Genomic DNA, 17,633 nt, shown 5'->3' with positions numbered 1-17,633 from the left:
AGCCGGTTCCTGCAGGAATGGCTTTGCCGGCGATTCATTGCACCTATGGCTGACTGGCCACGGCCCCCTTGTCGTGCTCGCTGATCACATACTGCCGGTATTGCGGATCAGCCTTGATCTGCGCCTCGGTGAAGGGAATAGGTGCCAAGCGCTTGTCCGAGAATGCCTTGGTCTGGTCGCTGAAATGCGCCGAACCCGCTTCGCTGGACTGGGAGAACGCCAGCAGCCCGGTGGCCTGCGGCCCCTTCTCGGTGAAGCTGACCAGTTGCAAGTAGCTGGTGCCACTGACCACCAGACGCTTGCCCGGCCCGTGCGGGATGCTGCTGATCGCGTTGTAGATGCCTAGCGCCTGGGGCCCGCCGGCTACCGGGGTGCCATTGAGCGCCTGCTGGATCTGCCCCCATTGGCTGCCGTCGGCGACGCCACTCTTGGCGACCTGTTGCATCGAAGCCAGCGCCGCCTCGCGCAGCAGCTTGCGCACTTGCGCCTGCTCCACCGCCAGCCCTCGCGGCGTGTGCTGCGGGTCGGCCGGATCGAAGGCCACCCGCCAGCTTTGCGGATGGCGGGCCATCGCTTCGAGGATGTTGCTGAAGTGCACCAAGCCGACCCCGCTGTCCAGATCGGCCTTGCCGTTCCACTCGGCCAGGCTGGAGCATACCGGTCGCAGGTCGGCCTCGGCCCCCTGGCACCAGTGCAGCAGGTCGGGCAGCAGCAAGCTGGCCAGGTACACCTCATCATCCATCACCATGCGCTGCAGATCCGCCACGCCCAGCTTGGCATTGCCTTGCAGGCGCTGCAGGGCAAAGCGCCCGCGCATGCCCAGTGGCTGATCGTCACGGCTGACCACGGGTGAGAAGCCAGTCAACGGCTGTGCCGGGTTGACCATCCACGCCGGGTCATTGGAGTTCTGCACGAAGTCTTCGCGCTCAAGGCTCGGCAGCAAGCGCGCGGGGAAGATCCCTGGCTGCGCCGCCTGCGCGTCGACCTTCCACTGGCAGGCAGAACGCGAGCCGTCCAGCACCACCAGCGGCCCCTTCAGCGCCGGATTGCTGCATTGGCCCAGCAGTGCCTTGTCCACATAGGGCACCACCGACTGGTTCAGGTAAAGGGCATGGCCACCCTCGTCCACCGCCAGGGTGTTGACCCACGGAATGCCTTGCAACTGCGCGATCGAGCCCTTGAGCTCATCCAGGTTGCTGGCGCGGTTGATCTGATACCACTGCTGCAGCACCCGGGTATTGTCCAGGTTGGCATCGCGTAGGCTGTAGGCGGCCTGGGTATCCCAGTCCAGACGCCCGGGCCACTGCACCACCGGGCCGAACTTCGAGGCATAGACCTCGCGCCGTACCTGGCTCAGGGTGCCATCCTCGGCTTTGACCGTGACGCTCAAGGACTGCCGGTCCAGCGGCAGCGACTGCCCGTCGAGCAGGTAGCGGGTCGGGTCCTTGGGGTCGAGTTGCAGGCGATAGAGCGTGAAGTGCTTCGACGTGTCGACCGTGTGGGTCCAGGCCAGATAACGGTTGAAACCGATGTTGACCACCGGCAGGCCGGGCAGCGCCGCCCCCATCACGTCGAGCTTCCCAGGGATGGTCAGCTGCATCTGGTAGAAACGCATCGCGCCCATCCACGGGAAATGCGGGTTGGCCAGCAGCAGGCCGCGACCGTTGGCAGATCGCTGTGCGCCGACCGCCACGGCATTGCTGCCGCGCTCGAAGGCAAAGCGCTCCTGCATGGCCAATGCCGCGGCATAATCGGCCGCCGGGCGTTGGGCTGCCTGGCGCGGAGGCTGCGCCGCCACCAAGGCCTCGCCGAACTGGCCTACGCCGCCTTCGACCAACAGACGCCGAGTCAGCTTGACCAGGTCCAGGCTGGTGATGGGCCGCACCCACTCGCCCTGCCCGCATTCGGCTGGCAAGCCCGCCTTGCGCCGCTCACCCAGGGCCCGGTTGTAGCCACTGGCGTAGCCTTCGAGCAGCTCGCGGACCTCCGCAGGCTGGGCCTGGAGGAAGCCATCGACCGCCACCGGGGTGTTGAGCCAGGTGTAGAACAGGTCGCTGGCCAGGTTCTCGCGCTGTTCGAGGGTCTTGCCCTTGGCGCCGAAGTAGCGGGCACGCTCGCCATTGACGGTGAGCACTTCGTTGGCCAACAGGCACAGGTTGTCCTGCGCGTAGGCATAGCCGATGCCGTAGCCCAGGCCACGTTCGTCCTTGGCCACGATGTGCGGTACGCCAAAGCTGGTACGACGGATCTGCGCGCTGGCGGCGAGGTCGTCTTGCCCTGCCTGCACGGCAAGGCTGGAAGCGACCAGCGCGGCGGCAAGCGCCGCACAGGTGAAGGGACGCGAAATAGGCAACACAGGCACTCCTCGGATTCTGGGGTCACCCCGATCAGACGAATGGCTGGATGAAAATTTTACGCGCTGGCACGCGCTGCAACGTCTTGAAAAGAACCGAGGCATTTTTTTTGGCGCAAGGCTGCAGATTTGCCGTTCTCATTCGTCCTAGTAAGTGAGCCACCCATATTTCGGGATAGTCCACGAAAAGGAGCATTCACATGTACAACCCGCAACCCTCATTGCAGGCCGGGCCAATCCCGGGCAAGGCGCCCACCGGACCGGTCGCCAGCGGGGACGAGCGCCTGGGCAATGAGCAGATTCGCGAACTGCTGCGCAGCTTCGGCCTGCGTACCAGCCTTATCCGGCTCAAGGTGATCGACGCGCTGCATCACGCCGACCGCAATGGCCGCAGCATCGGCGTGCGCGGCGTGCACGCGCAACTGGAGAAACTGGATATTCCGTTGTCGTTCCTGAGCGTGCGCGAGGTGCTCAAGCGTCTGTGCGCCGAAGGCGTGATCAGCCTGGGCAGCGACAAGTGCTACAGCCTCAACCCCGAGGCCCGCGCCGTTCTGGAGCAGCCGCTCGCACGTTGAAGGCTGGGCCGGCCAGGGCTGGCCGGCCGGCATGGGTCAGGACTTGACCTTGCGCCGCAGTATCCCGTTGATCACCACCACGACCACGGCAATGGCGATGGCCAGTATCTGGAACGTCTGCTCGCTGATGGTGCCCTGCTTTTGCAGATGGGACAGGCCGAACATCAGGCCCAGCATGACCAGGATGATCAACAGAGAGTATTTGAGGCGCTGTACGTGTGTCATCGGGGTTTCCTTGCAACATCTAGGGCGGATGGCTCGCGACGAGCCGTGGTCATGATACATCGCAGCCTCCCACGACGCCGCATTTCATCGCCATCCGGCAGACCACGTCGGGTACTGCCACCCTCACTCGATCTGCCCATAAGCTTAGACGGAAGATCAAGGGCTGTAGGCAGATGCTGAGGCTACGTCCTACACCGTAGGAATGCGATGCCTGCAATTCCTGCTCGCCTCGCCTACATCCCCTACGCCTCATGGCGCCTAGCGACCCGGCTTGGCGCTGGCTGAAAATCCCTCCATGCCGACGATCTCGAACAATCCGCGATCGTTGGCCAATCACCAAGGATGTTCAAGCATCGCACCCCATCTTCCTGGAGGGAGCCTCACATGGAATTGCCAGACCTCACCTGCATCGACATCACCCAGTTGCCGCAATCGCTGCAAGCCTTGATCGAATGCGTCGGCATCGAAAACGCCTACGCCCTGACCTGCGCTTTTGGCGGCCGCCCAAAGTACATTCCCAAGCACCGCGCACGCACCAAGCTCGCCGATGTCCTCCCGCCCGAAGCACTCGACGCGCTGATCAAGCGTTTCGCCGGCGTGGCCCTGGAAATCCCCAAGCCAGACCACTTCCTGCGCCGGCTACGCAACCTGCAGATCCAGAAAGACAGCGCCGATGGCCTGTCACGCAGCCTGCTGGCGCACAAGTACGGCCTGAGCCTGCGCCAGATCGGCAATATCCGGCGCCAAGCATAGCCCCCTCTGCGGGGGCTATCAGAAGTCGCGTTTGTAGAAAATGTCCAACGAACTCGCCACGCCACTGGCAGCTTCCAGATACACCTTCTTGCTCAACTTGTAGCGCAGCGCGATGGTGTTGGCCGGCTCGAACACCCCTACTCCATAGCGCAAGCTCAGGCGCTCGGTGATGTTGCCGCTGGCGACCACGCTGGTCGAGTTGCCAGCCCCCTCGGTGTCGAGCTGGAAGTCGTCGATCCCCAGGCGCGAGGCCAGGCTGCCGGTCAACCCTTCGCTGCCCGCAAGGCCCAGGCCCAATGCTGCTTCTGCCAGCACGTTGCTGTCTTCGCCACTGTTGTTCAGTGGCCTGCCGAGCACTAGGTAGGACAACGCCTGCTCCTGGCTCATGGCGGGTTCCGAGAACACCTGGGTGGTCGGTTGCTCGGCGCTGCCGCTCAAACGAATGCCGGCGATCACGTCATCGACCTTGCGAATGGCCTCGATGTCCAGGTAAGGCTGATCGATCGGCCCAGCGAACAGCAGGCGTGCGCGGCGGATGGTCAGGCGTTGGCCGTAGGCCCGGTAGCGGCCGTCGGCCAGGCTCAGCTCGCCACGGGTGTCCAGGTTGTCGCCGATGTGTACATGGCCGAGCAGGTTGGCGGTGAGGCCAAAGCCGCTGAACGAAAGCTTCTCCTGGCCCACCTCGACGTCGATGTCCATGGCCACGGCCATCGGTGCCTTGCCCTCTTCGGTCTGGTGGCCGACGATGACCGTGTCGTCGGACACCTTGACCGTCGATGGAGGCAGTTCGCGCACGACGATCTCGCCCTTGGGTATGCGCACCTTGCCAGTCACCGCCAGCTTGTCATCGACCAGGCGCACGCTCAGGTCAGGCGAGGCCTCCAGCGTAGCGTAGGGCTCGACCGTGACCGGCAGGCGCTGGCCCTGCAAGCGCAGGTCCATGGCCAGGGCCTGGCCCCAGGTCATCTCGCCGGACAGCTGGCCACGGCCGGTCGCCCCGCTCTGCCAGCCACCGTTGAGCTGGATCCGCTCACCGGCGATCAAGGCCTGCAACGACAACCCCTCGAAACTCACCGGCAGCTCCGCGCCACTGATCTCGCCACCGGTCAAGGCCAGGTTGCCGTTGATCTGCGGCGCAAGCAAGGTACCGGACAAGCGGCCGCTGCCATTGAGCTGGCCGGTCAGGCGCTCGACCATCGGCACGAATGGTCGGGCGATCGACAGGTCCAGGCCCGCCAGGCGGAAGTCGCCGCTCAACGGTTTGTCCTTGCCCAGCGGGTCGAGACGGGTATCGAGGTTCAGTTCGCCGAGCCGCTCGCCTCGGAATACCAGGCGCGTGTCGACCCGGCGTGGCGCCAGGGTGCTGTCCAGGCGCAGGGTCTGATAGGGAAAATCGAGCCACTGGCCCTTGTCGCGCACCCGCAAGGTACCGCCACTGGCATCCACGACCAGTGTGCCCTTCGGGCCACTGTCCGGGATGTCGAGGTTGATGTCGGCGTTGAGCACGCCCTGCCAGGCGAAGTCCTTGGGCAGCCACTGCGCCAGGCTGTCCAGCGGGAACTGCTTGAGGTGGTAACGCAAGCGCGGCTCCGGCGCCAGGCGCTGGTCGTCGCCACACAGGCTGGCCTGGCCGGAGCGCCAGCAGTGGGCGCCGAAATCCAGCTGCCCGCTTGCCAGCCGCTGCAAGCGCGCCGGGGCCTGCAACTGCCAGTCCTGGCCGCCGGCCTGGATCCGGCCACTGGCCAGGCGACCGCGCCAGTCGCCCTGGTTCAGTTGGCCATCGAGTGCCAGGTTCAACTTGAGCTGCGGGCCGTCGAGACCGAGGGTCAGGGCCTGCTGGCGGATATCGCCCTTGCCGTTGGCCTGCAGCGTGCCCAAGGGTGTTTCACCCAAGCGGATACCGCTGGCCGTCAGGTCGATGACCCCACGCTGGGTGCTGTCCAGGCGCGCATCCAGGGCGAGGCGCTGGATGCGGTTCTCGGCCTGGGCAACCTGCTGGCCTTGCAGGGTCAACGTACCTTGCGGCGCCTTGAGCGTGCCGGCGACGTCGAGTCGACCTTTTACCTGCCCTTGCAACCCAGGCCACAGTTGCCCGAGGCGCGGCAGGTCGAGGTCGATACGGCCGGCCAGGCGCTGCTGCAGGCTACCGCTGCCATTGATGCGGTTGTCCCCCAGTTGCACGGCCAGTGCCCCCAGCGTCCATTGCTGGTCCGCCCCCTTGGCGTCGACCTTGAGCACCGCTGGCTGGCCGCGCAGGCGGCCCTTGAGGTCTAGCTGCGCATCGAGGGTCAGGCGGTCGCCCTTGAGTTCACCTTTACTGCGCAACGGCCCGGCCAGCGTGCCCGGCAGTTCGGCGAGCCAGTAGGCTGGGTCCAGCGCGGACAGCTGCACATCGACATCCCAGGCCAGGGTGTCGGCGAAACGCAGCGCAACGGCGCCGGCGGCCTTGCCCTGGCCTGCGGTCAGGGCAAGCTGCGGCAGGCGCACCTGCTCCAGGTCGCCGTCGAACGGGCTGGCCACGCTGAACGCGCCCGCCGGCCCGTCGAGGTCGCCGGCGAACGTACCTTGGTACTTGCCGTCGAGGTACTGCACCTGGGCGTCGAGGCGCTTGAGGGTGACTTCGGGCGGCGTCTCCAGTGGGTACAGGCGCAACCAGGGGAAGTCCCGCCAGGACATGCTGGCCTGTGCCGTCAGCGCATTCTGCCAGTCGGCGCTGGCGGTCAGGCTCAGGCGCTGGGTTTCGCTGGCGCTGAGGTCCAGCGCATCGAGGCGCGCGCCCTTGGCATCGACCCGTCCGGCCAACACCAGCGCCACGGGCGACTGCTCGGCAGGCAGGCTGGCCGTGCCCGCGAGCCGGTAACCCTTGAGCAGGTCGCCTTCGGCATCGAGCTTGAGCTCATTGAACTGCAAGGTGTCCGGCAGCGTCGCGCTCGGTTTGAACGCATCGCTGCGGATATGCAGCTTGGCCGGCAGGTGCTCGGCCAGCGCCTGCACCTCGCCGTCCAGCCGGGCTTGCAGATAACCGCTGCTGGTGGCCTGCAGGTTCAAAGTCTTCTGCAGCGCCCCCGTGGCGGTCAAGGCCAGTTGCCAGGCCTGCCCCTCCACTGCCGGCAGCTGCACGTTGCCTTCCAGTTGCAGCGGCCAGTCGCCCTCGGGTTGCAGGTCGCCGTGCAGGTCCACGTGCAAGTCGTCGCGCTGCAGTTGCAGGCTGTCGATGCGCATGCCGCTGGTAGTCCAGCGCGCGACCAATTGCAGGTCGCCCAGCAGGTCGCTGCCATCCAGACGCAACTGGCCCACCTTGACTTCACCCAGCTCGATGGCCACCGGCAGGCGCAAGGCCGGCAACAGTACCGGGCCGGGTTCGGCTGGCTGATCGCTGGGCGCGAAGGCCATGTCGATACGTTGCGCCTGCAGGCGCTCCACGCACAGGGTCGCGCGCAGCAGGCAGGCCGGCGACCAGGCCAACTGTGGTTGCTGCAGCTCGACCTGGTTGCCGCCACTGTTCCAGATCAGCCGGCTGGCTTGCCAGCTGCCGCCCAGGTGGCCCTGAAAATCGCTGACCTCCAGCCCCGGCACCTGGCCCAGCACCCAGCGGCTGCCGCCTTCGCTGCCGAGCAGCGCGACCACGACCAACACCACCAGCAGCAGCACGGCCAACAGCGGCAGCAGGATGAATTTGACGACACGCATCACAGCTCTGGCCCCATGGAGAAGTGCAGGCGGAAACCGCCATCGTCATCGAGCGCGTGGGCCAGGTCCAGGCGCAGCGGCCCCACCGGCGACACCCAGCGCACGCCGATGCCGACGCCGGTCTTGAGGCTGGGCAGTTCCAGCGTATTGAAGGCATTGCCCTGGTCGATGAAAGTCGCCACGCGCCACTTCTCGGCCAGCGAATACTGGTACTCGACACTACCGGCGACCAGGTAGCGACCGCCGATTCGGTCGCCATCGCTGTTCTTCGGCGACAGGGTCTGATAGTCGTAGCCACGCACGCTCTGGTCGCCACCGGCGAAGAAGCGCAGCGAAGGCGGGATGTTGTTCTTGTAGCCATTGGTCGCGCTGCCACCGAACTGCACCCGTCCGAGGAATCGGTGGTTACGACCCAGGGTGGTCAGGCCCCTGAGCAGGACGTTGCCATGCAGCAGGTTGGTGTCGGACACCAGCCCTTCCTTGGCCGCCTGCAGGTCGAACTGCAGCCGGTAGCCGTTGTGCGGGTCGATGCGGTTGTCACTGCGCAGGTAGGAGAAGCTCACCCCCGGCATCAGCAGGTTGCTCAGCCCCGAATCATCCCCCAGGCGGTATTCCTCGCGCTGGTACTTCAACGATATCACCCGTTGCCAGCCGCTGGGCAACTTGCTGTGCCACTCGGGCCCGACGGTGAGCAGCTTGCTGAGGGTGTCGGTGCCGGCGATTTCCTCGTACTGGTAGCCCCCGGCGAAACGCAGCTTGTCGGTCAGTGGCGGATCGAGGGGAATGTCGTACCAGAGCCCGACGTTCTGCCGCGGCGCCGACAGTTCCGTCTCCCAGCCGTAGCTGTGACCTTGCGGGTTGACCCAATGGCGGGTCCAGTTGGCCTTTCCGCGTGGCCCCACGTCGGTCGAGAAGCCCAGGCCCAGGCCCATGGTGCGGGGCTTGCGGCTTTCCAGGCGAACGTCCACCGGAATTTCCTCGCCCACTGCGGTGGTAGGCGCCGCGTCCACGCGCACGCCGTCGAAATAGCCACTGGACTGCAGGTCGTTGTTGAGCTCGGCGATCAGTTGCGAATCGTAGGGGGTGCCGGGCTTGAACGACACCATGCGTTGCAGCAGGTCTTCGTCGAGTGGGGTATCGCCACCGAAGTGCACGGCGCCCAGGTGGAAGCGCGGCCCGCTCTGGTAGACCAGCTCGATGTCGGCGACGCCGGCCTGGGGGTCGACGGCCAGGCGTTGCTGGCTGAAGCGGCCATTGAAGAAACCGTAGCGCGAGGCCTGGTTCTGGATCAGCCGCTTGGCGTCCTCGTACACCCCATGGTTGAGCTGCTCGCCGGCACGCAGGGCTCGGCTGTCGGGGACGCGGAAGGCCCTCATCTCGCTGGCCGGCCCCTCGACGCGTACGGTGACGTTGCGCAAGCGCACGGGCTCACCGGGCTCGATGCGGATGATCAGTTGGGGGGAACCGTCGGCCTTGGCGGGCGCCTTGACCTCGGTGTCGATCCGCGCCTGATAGTAGCCAAGTGCCTGCGCGGCTTTGCGCGCCTGCTCCTCGGCCCCACGGCTGAAGCGCAGCAGCGCCTCCTCGTCGCGGTCCCCCAGGCTTCCTATGTAGCCTTCGACATTGGCCTTGAGGTCCTTGTTGGACGGTGCGACTTTCACCAGCAACTCGCTCTGGCCCCATGCGGTACAACTGGCGACCCAGAAAACCAGGCCCCAGGTCAGTCTTCCTGAATACGTCATGCGGCGCATGCTACCAGAGCCAGGCGCTCAAGGGAGCGGCCTGGACGAACTTCACGCATGTGCAGATTTAGGTGACGCAGGATTCGGATGAAAGAACACCCGCTCTCGGATTGGGCCTACTGCGATTTCGCCCACTTCTTCATAGCCCTGACGCTGGTAAAACCCCAGGTAATGCTCGTTGCCAGTGTCCAGCACCACGCCCTGGGTGTTCGGGTCCTCGGCGCACCAATCGTGCACAGCTTGTAACAATTGCTCGCCGTACTGCCGCCCCTGGAATTGAGGATGCACGCCGAGCAGCGGCAGCACATGCACCTTCTCGCTGGGCAGGCAACTGGCCAGTGCCGCCTGGTAGTCCATGTAGCGCCGGGTGCAACGCAGCCCCGCGCCAAGCATCATGCGCAGCCGCCAGGCCCAGCTGTCGGCCACGCCGAGGCGTCGATGGGGTGGAACGATCAGGGCCAGGGCGATGAGCCGGTCATCGACCAGCAAACCGATGGCGGGCAATCGCAGGTAAAAATGCTGGCGCACCCATTCTCGCACCAGGGTACGCAGGCGCCGCTCGTAGCCCGGGCGCTGGGCCTCGAACAGGTAGGCAAAGGTGGGCTCGTGGCGGTACGCGTTGTACAGCAGCGAACGCGCCTCACGGCTGAAACCGTCGTCCAGCTGGCAGACCGTGGCAGGTGGGGCATGGGTGTCGGGCATTGCGCTCTATCCTCCTTGGAAGGGGTGGTACAGTGCCTTGGAGGCGCGCCAAAGCGCATCGTTCAGCCCCATCAGCACGTTAGCAGCCACCTTCACCGGCCGCCATGCTGGTGATGAGGGCCGATGTCGGCTAGCATCGCGCCTTTTACCGGGATCATCTTTGCCATGAAGATCGTCTGTTTCAACATCAACGGCCTGCGCGCCCGTCCACACCAGTTGGCGGCGCTGATCGACAAGCATCAGCCGGACGTGATCGGCCTGCAGGAAACCAAGGTCAGTGACGATCAGTTCCCCCTGGCGGATGTCCAGGCCCTGGGCTACCACGTGCATTACCACGGCCAGAAAGGCCACTACGGCGTCGCCCTGCTCTCGCGCAAGGCACCTCTGGCGCTGCACAAGGGCTTCGCGAGCGATGAAGAAGATGCCCAGCGCCGCTTCATCTGGGGCACCTTCGAGGATGCCGACGGCAAGCCGATCACCGTCATGAACGGTTACTTCCCTCAAGGCGAGAGCCGCGACCACCCCACCAAGTTCCCGGCCAAGCAACGCTTCTACAGCGACCTGCAGGCCCTGCTCGAAGGCCAGTTCAGCGCCGACCAGTCAGTGCTGGTGATGGGCGACATGAACATTTCGCCCCAGGACTGCGACATCGGCATCGGCCCGGACAACGCCAAGCGCTGGCTCAAGACGGGCAAGTGCAGCTTCCTGCCCGAGGAACGCGAGTGGATGGAGCGCCTCAAGGGCTGGGGCCTCGTCGATAGCTTCCGCCACCTGCACCCCGAAGTGGCCGACCGTTTCAGCTGGTTCGACTATCGCAGCCGCGGCTTCGAGGACGAGCCCAAGCGCGGCCTGCGCATCGACCTGATCATGGCCTCGCAAGGGTTGCTGCCGAGGGTCAAGGCAGCAGGCGTGGACTACGACTTGCGCGGCATGGAAAAGCCATCGGACCATGCGCCGATCTGGCTGGAACTGAGCTGATTGCCACAGCCCTATCGCTTGGCGGCGATAGGGCCATCGCGGTAGAGGGCTACAACCCCAGGCGCAACGCCTGCCCTACCCCCGCCCCACGTGCATCGTCCGCCGCACTGACCAACGCGAAGTTGTACGCGCCATGGGACCAATAGCGCGCCTCCAGTTGCCCATCCACCCGCTGCCCCTCGGGCATGCGCGGGAACAGATCCCCTGGCGAGCGCAGGAACAGGCTGATCCGCTGCCCTTGGCGGTCCTGGAACACCAGCAGCGCGGCCGGCCCCTGTTCGTTGCTCAGCAGCCGCGCACCGACGGGTTCGAAGCCATAACCGCCCAGGTCCGGCAACGGGCCGACCTGGCTGAAATGCTGGCCCAACCAAGCGCGCAAGCGCACCGGGTCACTGGCCTGGATGTCCAGCGCCTGGCTGGCGGCAAACAGCCTGTGGGCCTGCAGCGCGTCGGCCATGGGCAACACGCTGCCCGCCAGGGTCGCTTCGCGGGCTTGCCAGCCCCCCAGCCCACCGGCACTCAGTGCCACCAGCAAGACCGCCGCCGAGGCCCAGCGCCGCTGTCGACGCAGGCGCAGTTGGCGGCGCAGGCGGACCAGATCGAGGGAATCGCCGCCCGCTGTTTCGGCCATGCCGGCCAGCGCCGCACGCAGGCGCCGGGCATCGCTGCGCCAGGCCTCGATGCGCGCTGCCTCGTGCGGGTTGGCAGCCAGCCAGGCCTGCACCTCGGCCCGTCGCACCGGGTCCAGGCGCTCGTCGACATAAGCGTGCAGTTCGTGCTCGCTGGGGATCAGGCGTGTCATTTCAGCCTCCGCAAGGCCGGGGGCGGCGGACTGCCCTCGGTCAGTTCACGCAACGCGGCGCGGGCGCGCGACAGGCGCGACATCACCGTGCCAATGGGAATGCCCAGGGCCTGGGCGGCCTCCTTGTAGCTCAGCCCCTCTACGCTGACCAACAGCAGCAGCGCACGCTGCTCGGTGTTCAGCCGAGCGAAGGCCTGCAGGTCGGCCTGGGCCATGACGATGCTTTCGGTGTCGCTGCCCAGCGGTTCGCTGCCGGCATCGGCGCGGCCAAACCAGGACAACCAGCGGGCATGCAGGCGTTCACGGCGCTTGCTGTCGAGAAACAGCCGATAAAGGATGGTGAACAGCCAGGCGCGCAGCCCCTCGGCGTCACGCTGCTGGCCGCTGCGGCTCAAGGCCCGCTCGACCGTGGCCTGGACCAGGTCGTCGGCGCTGCCGCCATCGCGGGTCAGCCACAAGGCGAAGCGGCGCAGGCGTTGCAGCAGCTCGCGCCACTGGGTGTCATCCAGATCATGCATGGCAGGGTTCCGGCCTCTGGGTGGGGTCAGTGTAAGAGGCAGACGCCCGAGCGGGAAATCTATTCCCGATGTTGGAATAAGTTTTCCCCTGCCGCGTCGTACCGGCACCTTCACTGCAATGGACACTTGCCATGAAAGCTCCCCTGCACGGCCAGCCCAAGGCCCTGCGCCTAGGCGCGATCGGCGCGACCCTGGTGGCGCTGGGCGGCGCCTTCGCCTATGCCGCCGGTTGGCTCGGCGGCCCCACGCTGACGCCGAAACGCATCATCGACACATTCGAGGCCCAAGCCGGCCATCACCCTGGCTACCGCAAGAACCACGCCAAGGGCCTGTGCGTCAGCGGCTACTTCCAGGCCAGCGGGCAGGCCGCCGCACTGTCTACCGCACGGGTGTTCAGCCAGGCACGGGTGCCGGTGATCGGCCGCTTCGCCATCGGCGGCGCCAACCCTTTCGCGCCGGACACCAGCGTGCCGGTGCGCAGCCTGGCGCTGGAACTGAGCAGCGACGACGGCCAGGTCTGGCGTACCGGCATGAACAACCCACCCGTGCTGGCGGTGAGTACCCCGCAAGGCTTCTACGACCAGGTGCTGGCCAGCGCGCCCGACCCGGCCACGCGCAAACCGGACCCGGCCAAGCTGCAGGCTTTTTTCGCCGCACACCCGGAAAGCGCGGCGTTTCGCCAATGGGCCGCCAGCTACAAGCCCAGTGACAGCTTCGCCAGCACCCAATACCACAGCATCAACGCCTTCCGCCTGATCGACGCACAAGGCGCCGCCCACCCGGTGCGCTGGCAACTCGAACCACAGGCAGGCTTCACGCCACTGCCAGGCCAGGTCGACGACAAGCAGTTCCTCCAGCACGACCTGCAGCAGCGCCTGGCCCAAGGCCCGCTGCGCTGGACCCTGCGCCTGATTCTCGGCGAGCCCGCTGATGCCATCGACGATCCGGCCCGCCCCTGGCCGAGCGAGCGCCGCAGCGTCGATGCCGGCACCCTGGTGCTGGAGCGGGTCGATGGGCCCGAACAAGGTGCCTGCCGCGACCTGAACTTCGACCCGCTGATCCTGCCCAGTGGCATCCAACCGTCCGCCGACCCGATCCTCGCGGCACGCTCGGCTGCCTACTCGGAATCGTTCAACCGCCGCAGCCGCGAGTCGCTGAAAACCGGAGCCCGCCCATGAAACCCCAAGCCTTCCACCCCGCCGCGCGGCTGCTGCACTGGCTGATGGCGCTGTTGATCCTGGCCATGCTGTTCATCGGCGTGAGCATGGTCGGCGACCTGTCGCCCCGCCACACCTGGCTGCTCCCCCTGCACAAGGCCATAGGCCTGGCGCTGCTGGTGCTGGTCGTGGCGCGCATCGGCCTGCGCCTGGCCCTGCCGCATCCACCGCTGCCCGCGGAACTGCCCGCATTGCAGCGGTTTGCCGCCGGCGCCTCGCACCTGCTGCTGTATGGCCTGATGCTGGCCATGCCGCTGCTGGGCTGGGCGATGTTGTCGGCAGGCGGTTATCCGCGTCCGCTGCAACTGCCCGCCATCGCCCCGCACGACCTGCACCTGTATGCCATCCTGAGAGGTGCACACGGCTGGGCCGGTTACCTGTTGTTCGCCACCATCCTGGTCCACCTGGGCGCCGCCCTGATGCACGCCTGGGTGCGCCGGGATGGCGTGCTGCGCAGCATGTGGCCGGGGCCGCTGCGGCGTGGTCGATAGGCGGCGTAGCGAATGGCGAGGCTCGACAGACGATAAGGGTTCTCATTAAGCTGGGAAGTCTTTCGAAGCTGCCATGGAACGCCCGATGAACGTTGCCCAGGACCCTGCCAACCTGTCCGCCACCCGCCTGGACTTGCGCCCGCTGCTGTTGGCGAACATGGCCTGCACCATGTCGATGATGGCCTTCGTCGCGCTCATCGGCCCGATCGCCCGGCTGCTTGGCATGGCTACCTGGCAAGCCGGCGCGGCAGTGACCGTGGCCGGCGTGGTCTGGGTGCTGCTGGCCCGTCCTTGGGGCCGGGCGGCCGACCGCCTGGGGCGGCGGCGTGTCCTGTTGCTGGGCAGCGCCGGCTTCACCCTTGCCTATTGGCTACTGTGCCTGTTCATCGAAGGCGCCTTGCGCTGGCTGCCGGGGGCGACCCTGGCATTCATCGGCCTGATGCTCGCCCGAGGCTGCATCGGCGCGTTCTATGCCGCGATCCCGGTCGCGTGCAACGCATTGATCGCCGACCACGTCGAACCGCAGCGACGCGCTCGGGCGATGGCCTCGCTGGGCGCGGCCAATGCGGTCGGCCTGGTGGTGGGGCCGGCGCTCGCCGCGCTGCTGGCACGCCACAGCCTGAGTCTGCCGTTCCATGTGATGTCGCTGTTGCCGGCAGGCGCCTTCATTTGCCTGCTGTTCACCCTGAAACCGCAACCCTTGCCGCACAGCCACGCGCCAAACCCGGTGCGCCTGGGCGACCCCCGTCTGCGTCGGCCGCTGCTGGTGGCTTTCAGCGCCATGCTGGCAGTGACGGTGTCGCAGATCGTGGTCGGTTTCTTCGCCCTCGACCGTCTGCACCTGGGCCCGGAGGAAGCCGCGCAGACCGCCGGTATCGCCCTGACCACCGTGGGCGTGGCACTGATCCTGGCGCAGGTTCTGCTGCGCCGGCTGGAATGGCCGCCGCTGAAGATGATTCGGGTCGGCGCCAGCGTCTCGGCACTGGGCTTCGCCAGTGGTGCGCTGGCCACCTCGGCGCCGTGGTTGTGGGGCTGCTACTTCGTCGCCGCGGCCGGCATGGGGTTCGTGTTCCCGGCGTTTTCCGCGCTGGCCGCCAATGCCATGCACGCCAGCGAGCAAGGCGCCACGGCCGGCTCGATCGGCGCGGCCCAGGGCATGGGCGCAGTCATCGGGCCGCTGACCGGAACCCTGGTCTACGCCCTCGACCCGCGCTTGCCATTCCTGGCCGTGGCCGCGCTGTTGCTGCTGGTCGGGCTATGGCCGATGCCACACGACAAACGTCCCTGAGAAGCACAGCGCGCGAGCGTGCAGAGTGTGTTTTAATGCGTCGCCCATTATTTTTGACACCTCTTACAACAAGGCGGCTATGGACACGGGGACACGACTCAAACTGGTGCGTGAGCGCAACAACCTCTCCCAGCGGGAACTCGCCCGCCGCAGCGGGCTGACCAACTCGACCATTTCGCAGATCGAGCAGAACCGAGTCAGTCCATCGGTGAGCTCGCTGAAAAAACTCCTCGAGGGCATCCCCATGACCCTGGCGGAGTTCTTCAGCTTCGACGAGCCGGTGCGCGAGGAGCGTTTCGTGTTCCGCGCTGGCGAACAGCCGGACCTCGGCCGCAATGGCCTGCGCATGCTGCTGGTCGGTGCCAGTGTCGAGGCCCGGCAGATGCGCATGCTGCGTGAGCTGTACGCACCGGGTGCCGACTCGGGCGAACCGATCGTCCACGCCGAAGGCGAGGAATGCGGCCTGGTGACCCGTGGCACGGTGGAGCTGTGGGTCGATGGCCAAGTCAGCGTACTGAACTCGGGCGACGGCTACTACATCCCCACCACCCTGCCGCACAGTTTCAAGAACATCGGCCCCGACGAAGCCGAGATCATCAGCGCCAACACGCCGGCCAATTTCTGACCGCAGCCGGCCCCATGAAACACCTGCTCCTGCTGGCCGGCTTGCTGCTGGCGCTACCGGCGCCAGCCGAACAAGCCTGCCCCGAGGGGCAATACCCGGTGTGCCTGCTCGGGTGTTTCTGCGCCCCGATCGACCCGGGGCAGGCCGGGCAGGTGCTCAAGGATGTCGAGGTCATGGCCTCGACCAGCCTGGCCTACGCCCTGCGCCAGGCACGCGATCAGGCCAATGCCCTGGGCAGCGAACCGATCCCCCTGCATATCCGTGCCCAGCTCGAGCCGTGGTACGACTTCGCCGTGCTCGACGCGGCGCGCTACCGGGTGGGGAACGAACAACAGCTCAGTGCCGCCAATGCCATGCTGCAGAACCCGGATGTGAATGCGGTGACGCTGATCGACACGATCGTCTTCCGTCATGCCGGCGATGCCGAGGATAACGTGGCGCTGTGGGCCCATGAACTCAAGCATGTGCAGCAGTATCAGGAAATGGGCGTCGAGGCGTTCGCCCGGCGCTATACCCGCGACTACCAAGCGCTGGAGGGGCCGGCCTATGCGATCGAGGCCGAGGTGAGGAAGGCCTTGCGCGAGCGCAGTTCGGGGCAGGCGCGCTAGGCGCGACCTACCCCTTACCCGCCCACCTCAGGACGCGGCAGTCGCCCGCTCGCCCGCCTCTTCGCGGCTGGCATAACGTTGTGCCAGTACCGCGCAGACCATCAACTGGATCTGGTGGAACAGCATGAGCGGCAGGATCATCGCGCCGATACCACTGCCGACGAACAGCACCTGGGCCATCGGCACACCGGTCGCCAGGCTCTTCTTGGAACCGGCAAAGAGAATGGTGATACGGTCTTCCAGGTTGAAGCCGAGCACCTTGCCCAGCAAGCGGGTGCCGAACAACACCACCGCCAGCAGGATGCCACAGGCCGCGAACAGCCCTGCCAGGTGCTGGGGCGATACCGTGTGCCACAGCCCAGTGACCACCGCCTCGCTGAACGCGGTATAGACCACCAGCAGGATCGAGCCCTGGTCGACCAGCTTCAGCCAGCGGGCATTCTGCTTGACCCAGGCGCCGATCCAGCGCCGTGCGATCTGCCCGGCCACGAACGGCACGAGCAGTTGCATCGTGATTTTCAGCACGGCATCGAGACCCGAGCCGGTATCGCCACTGGCGCCGAGCAGCATCATCACCAGCAGTGGCGTGAGGAAGATCCCCAGCAGGCTGGAAGCGGCGGCGCTGCAGATGGCCGCAGGGACGTTGCCGCGCGCCAGCGAAGTGAAGGCGATGGCCGACTGCACGGTGGCCGGCAAGGCGCACAGGTAGAGAATGCCGAGGTAAAGCTCGTTACCGACCAACGGCACGAACAGCGGCTTGAACGCCATGCCCAACAGCGGGAACAGCACGAAGGTGCAGGAGAACACCAGCAGGTGCAGGCGCCAGTGTCCGGCACCGGCGATGATGGCCTCGCGCGACAACTTGGCGCCGTGCAGGAAGAACAGCAGGCCGATGGCCAAGTTGGTCAGCCAGCCAAAATACACCGCGCCATTGCCCGAGCACGGCAACAGGGTGGCGATCGCTACCACGCTGAGCAAGGCCAGGGTGAAGTTGTCGAACAACATGCGCACATACTTCATAACAGTTTCCAACTTGTTATTGTCCAAAGCGCGACGATACCGTCCA

16 protein-coding genes are annotated in these 17,633 nt (G+C 66.2%); 8 read left to right on the top strand and 8 right to left on the bottom strand.

Annotated features, from left to right (window positions below; translation table 11 throughout):
* Positions 1–43 precede the first annotated feature (43 nt).
* Entirely contained in the window at positions 44–2,356 is a 2,313-nt protein-coding gene (pvdQ, locus tag IAE37_RS16620; protein WP_328822749.1) for a bifunctional acylase PvdQ, read from the bottom strand.
* A gap of 197 nt (positions 2,357–2,553) precedes the next feature.
* On the opposite strand from pvdQ, the gene IAE37_RS16615 reads away from it, so the two are divergent.
* Positions 2,554–2,928 carry a fe2+ zn2+ uptake regulation protein gene (locus tag IAE37_RS16615; RefSeq protein WP_201175292.1) on the top strand — a complete coding sequence of 125 codons (375 nt, stop codon included), beginning with the start codon at positions 2,554–2,556 and terminating at the stop codon, positions 2,926–2,928.
* A gap of 36 nt (positions 2,929–2,964) precedes the next feature.
* Here the strand turns inward: IAE37_RS16615 and IAE37_RS16610 are convergent, their stop codons facing one another.
* A complete protein-coding gene (locus IAE37_RS16610) occupies positions 2,965–3,153 on the bottom strand; it encodes a hypothetical protein (RefSeq protein WP_201175291.1) in 189 nt (62 codons plus the stop codon).
* A gap of 384 nt (positions 3,154–3,537) precedes the next feature.
* Between IAE37_RS16610 and IAE37_RS16605 the strand changes: the two genes are divergently transcribed.
* Positions 3,538–3,906 (top strand): Mor transcription activator family protein, encoded by a 369-nt coding sequence (locus IAE37_RS16605; RefSeq protein ID WP_201175289.1) that lies wholly within the window; start codon positions 3,538–3,540, stop codon positions 3,904–3,906.
* A gap of 18 nt (positions 3,907–3,924) precedes the next feature.
* On the opposite strand, the gene IAE37_RS16600 is transcribed toward IAE37_RS16605, so the two are convergent.
* The 3 genes from IAE37_RS16600 to IAE37_RS16590 are packed head-to-tail and all read right to left on the bottom strand — an operon-like array spanning position 3,925 to position 10,040.
* Positions 3,925–7,599, bottom strand: coding sequence for a translocation/assembly module TamB domain-containing protein (locus tag IAE37_RS16600; protein ID WP_201175288.1), 3,675 nt, complete (start codon positions 7,597–7,599; stop codon positions 3,925–3,927).
* Positions 7,596–9,338, bottom strand: coding sequence for an autotransporter assembly complex protein TamA (locus IAE37_RS16595; RefSeq protein WP_201175312.1), 1,743 nt, complete (start codon positions 9,336–9,338; stop codon positions 7,596–7,598). Before IAE37_RS16595 ends, IAE37_RS16600 begins: the two co-directional genes overlap by 4 nt.
* Positions 9,339–9,389: 51 nt before the next feature.
* Positions 9,390–10,040 carry a GNAT family N-acetyltransferase gene (locus IAE37_RS16590; RefSeq protein ID WP_201175286.1) on the bottom strand — a complete coding sequence of 217 codons (651 nt, stop codon included), beginning with the start codon at positions 10,038–10,040 and terminating at the stop codon, positions 9,390–9,392.
* A gap of 165 nt (positions 10,041–10,205) precedes the next feature.
* Here IAE37_RS16590 and xthA point away from each other — a divergent pair, with 165 nt between their 5' ends.
* Entirely contained in the window at positions 10,206–11,018 is an 813-nt protein-coding gene (gene xthA / locus IAE37_RS16585) for an exodeoxyribonuclease III (protein WP_201175310.1), read from the top strand.
* Between the two features lie 49 nt (positions 11,019–11,067).
* Here xthA and IAE37_RS16580 read toward each other — a convergent pair whose 3' ends face one another.
* Together IAE37_RS16580 and IAE37_RS16575 are read right to left on the bottom strand one after the other, a co-directional pair.
* On the bottom strand, positions 11,068–11,820 hold the full coding sequence (locus tag IAE37_RS16580; RefSeq protein WP_201175284.1) for an anti-sigma factor family protein: 753 nt from the start codon (positions 11,818–11,820) through the stop codon (positions 11,068–11,070).
* Positions 11,817–12,338, bottom strand: coding sequence for a sigma-70 family RNA polymerase sigma factor (locus tag IAE37_RS16575; protein WP_201175283.1), 522 nt, complete (start codon positions 12,336–12,338; stop codon positions 11,817–11,819). The genes IAE37_RS16580 and IAE37_RS16575 overlap by 4 nt, the downstream gene beginning before the upstream one ends.
* 131 nt (positions 12,339–12,469) lie before the next feature.
* Here IAE37_RS16575 and IAE37_RS16570 point away from each other — a divergent pair, with 131 nt between their 5' ends.
* The 5 genes from IAE37_RS16570 (at position 12,470) to IAE37_RS16550 (ending at position 16,567) form a co-directional block, all read left to right on the top strand.
* Entirely contained in the window at positions 12,470–13,516 is a 1,047-nt protein-coding gene (locus IAE37_RS16570; protein ID WP_201175281.1) for a catalase family peroxidase, read from the top strand.
* Complete coding sequence (locus tag IAE37_RS16565) at positions 13,513–14,046, top strand: cytochrome b (protein ID WP_201175279.1); 534 nt, start codon at positions 13,513–13,515, stop codon at positions 14,044–14,046. The genes IAE37_RS16570 and IAE37_RS16565 overlap by 4 nt, the downstream gene beginning before the upstream one ends.
* 85 nt (positions 14,047–14,131) lie before the next feature.
* On the top strand, positions 14,132–15,334 hold the full coding sequence (locus IAE37_RS16560; RefSeq protein WP_201175277.1) for an MFS transporter: 1,203 nt from the start codon (positions 14,132–14,134) through the stop codon (positions 15,332–15,334).
* A gap of 79 nt (positions 15,335–15,413) precedes the next feature.
* Entirely contained in the window at positions 15,414–15,959 is a 546-nt protein-coding gene (locus IAE37_RS16555) for a cupin domain-containing protein (protein ID WP_133324202.1), read from the top strand.
* A 14-nt stretch (positions 15,960–15,973) separates the two neighbouring features.
* Positions 15,974–16,567 (top strand): eCIS core domain-containing protein, encoded by a 594-nt coding sequence (locus IAE37_RS16550; RefSeq protein WP_201175275.1) that lies wholly within the window; start codon positions 15,974–15,976, stop codon positions 16,565–16,567.
* Positions 16,568–16,594: 27 nt separating this feature from the next.
* Here the strand turns inward: IAE37_RS16550 and IAE37_RS16545 are convergent, their stop codons facing one another.
* On the bottom strand, positions 16,595–17,587 hold the full coding sequence (locus tag IAE37_RS16545; protein WP_201175274.1) for a bile acid:sodium symporter family protein: 993 nt from the start codon (positions 17,585–17,587) through the stop codon (positions 16,595–16,597).
* Between the last annotated feature and the right edge of the window lie 46 nt (positions 17,588–17,633).

The sequence above is a fragment of the Pseudomonas sp. S31 genome (assembly GCF_016648105.1).
Lineage (GTDB): Bacteria > Pseudomonadota > Gammaproteobacteria > Pseudomonadales > Pseudomonadaceae > Aquipseudomonas.
The sequence above is the reverse complement of the archived record's forward strand: the minus strand, read 5'-3'. Positions and strand labels throughout refer to the sequence as shown.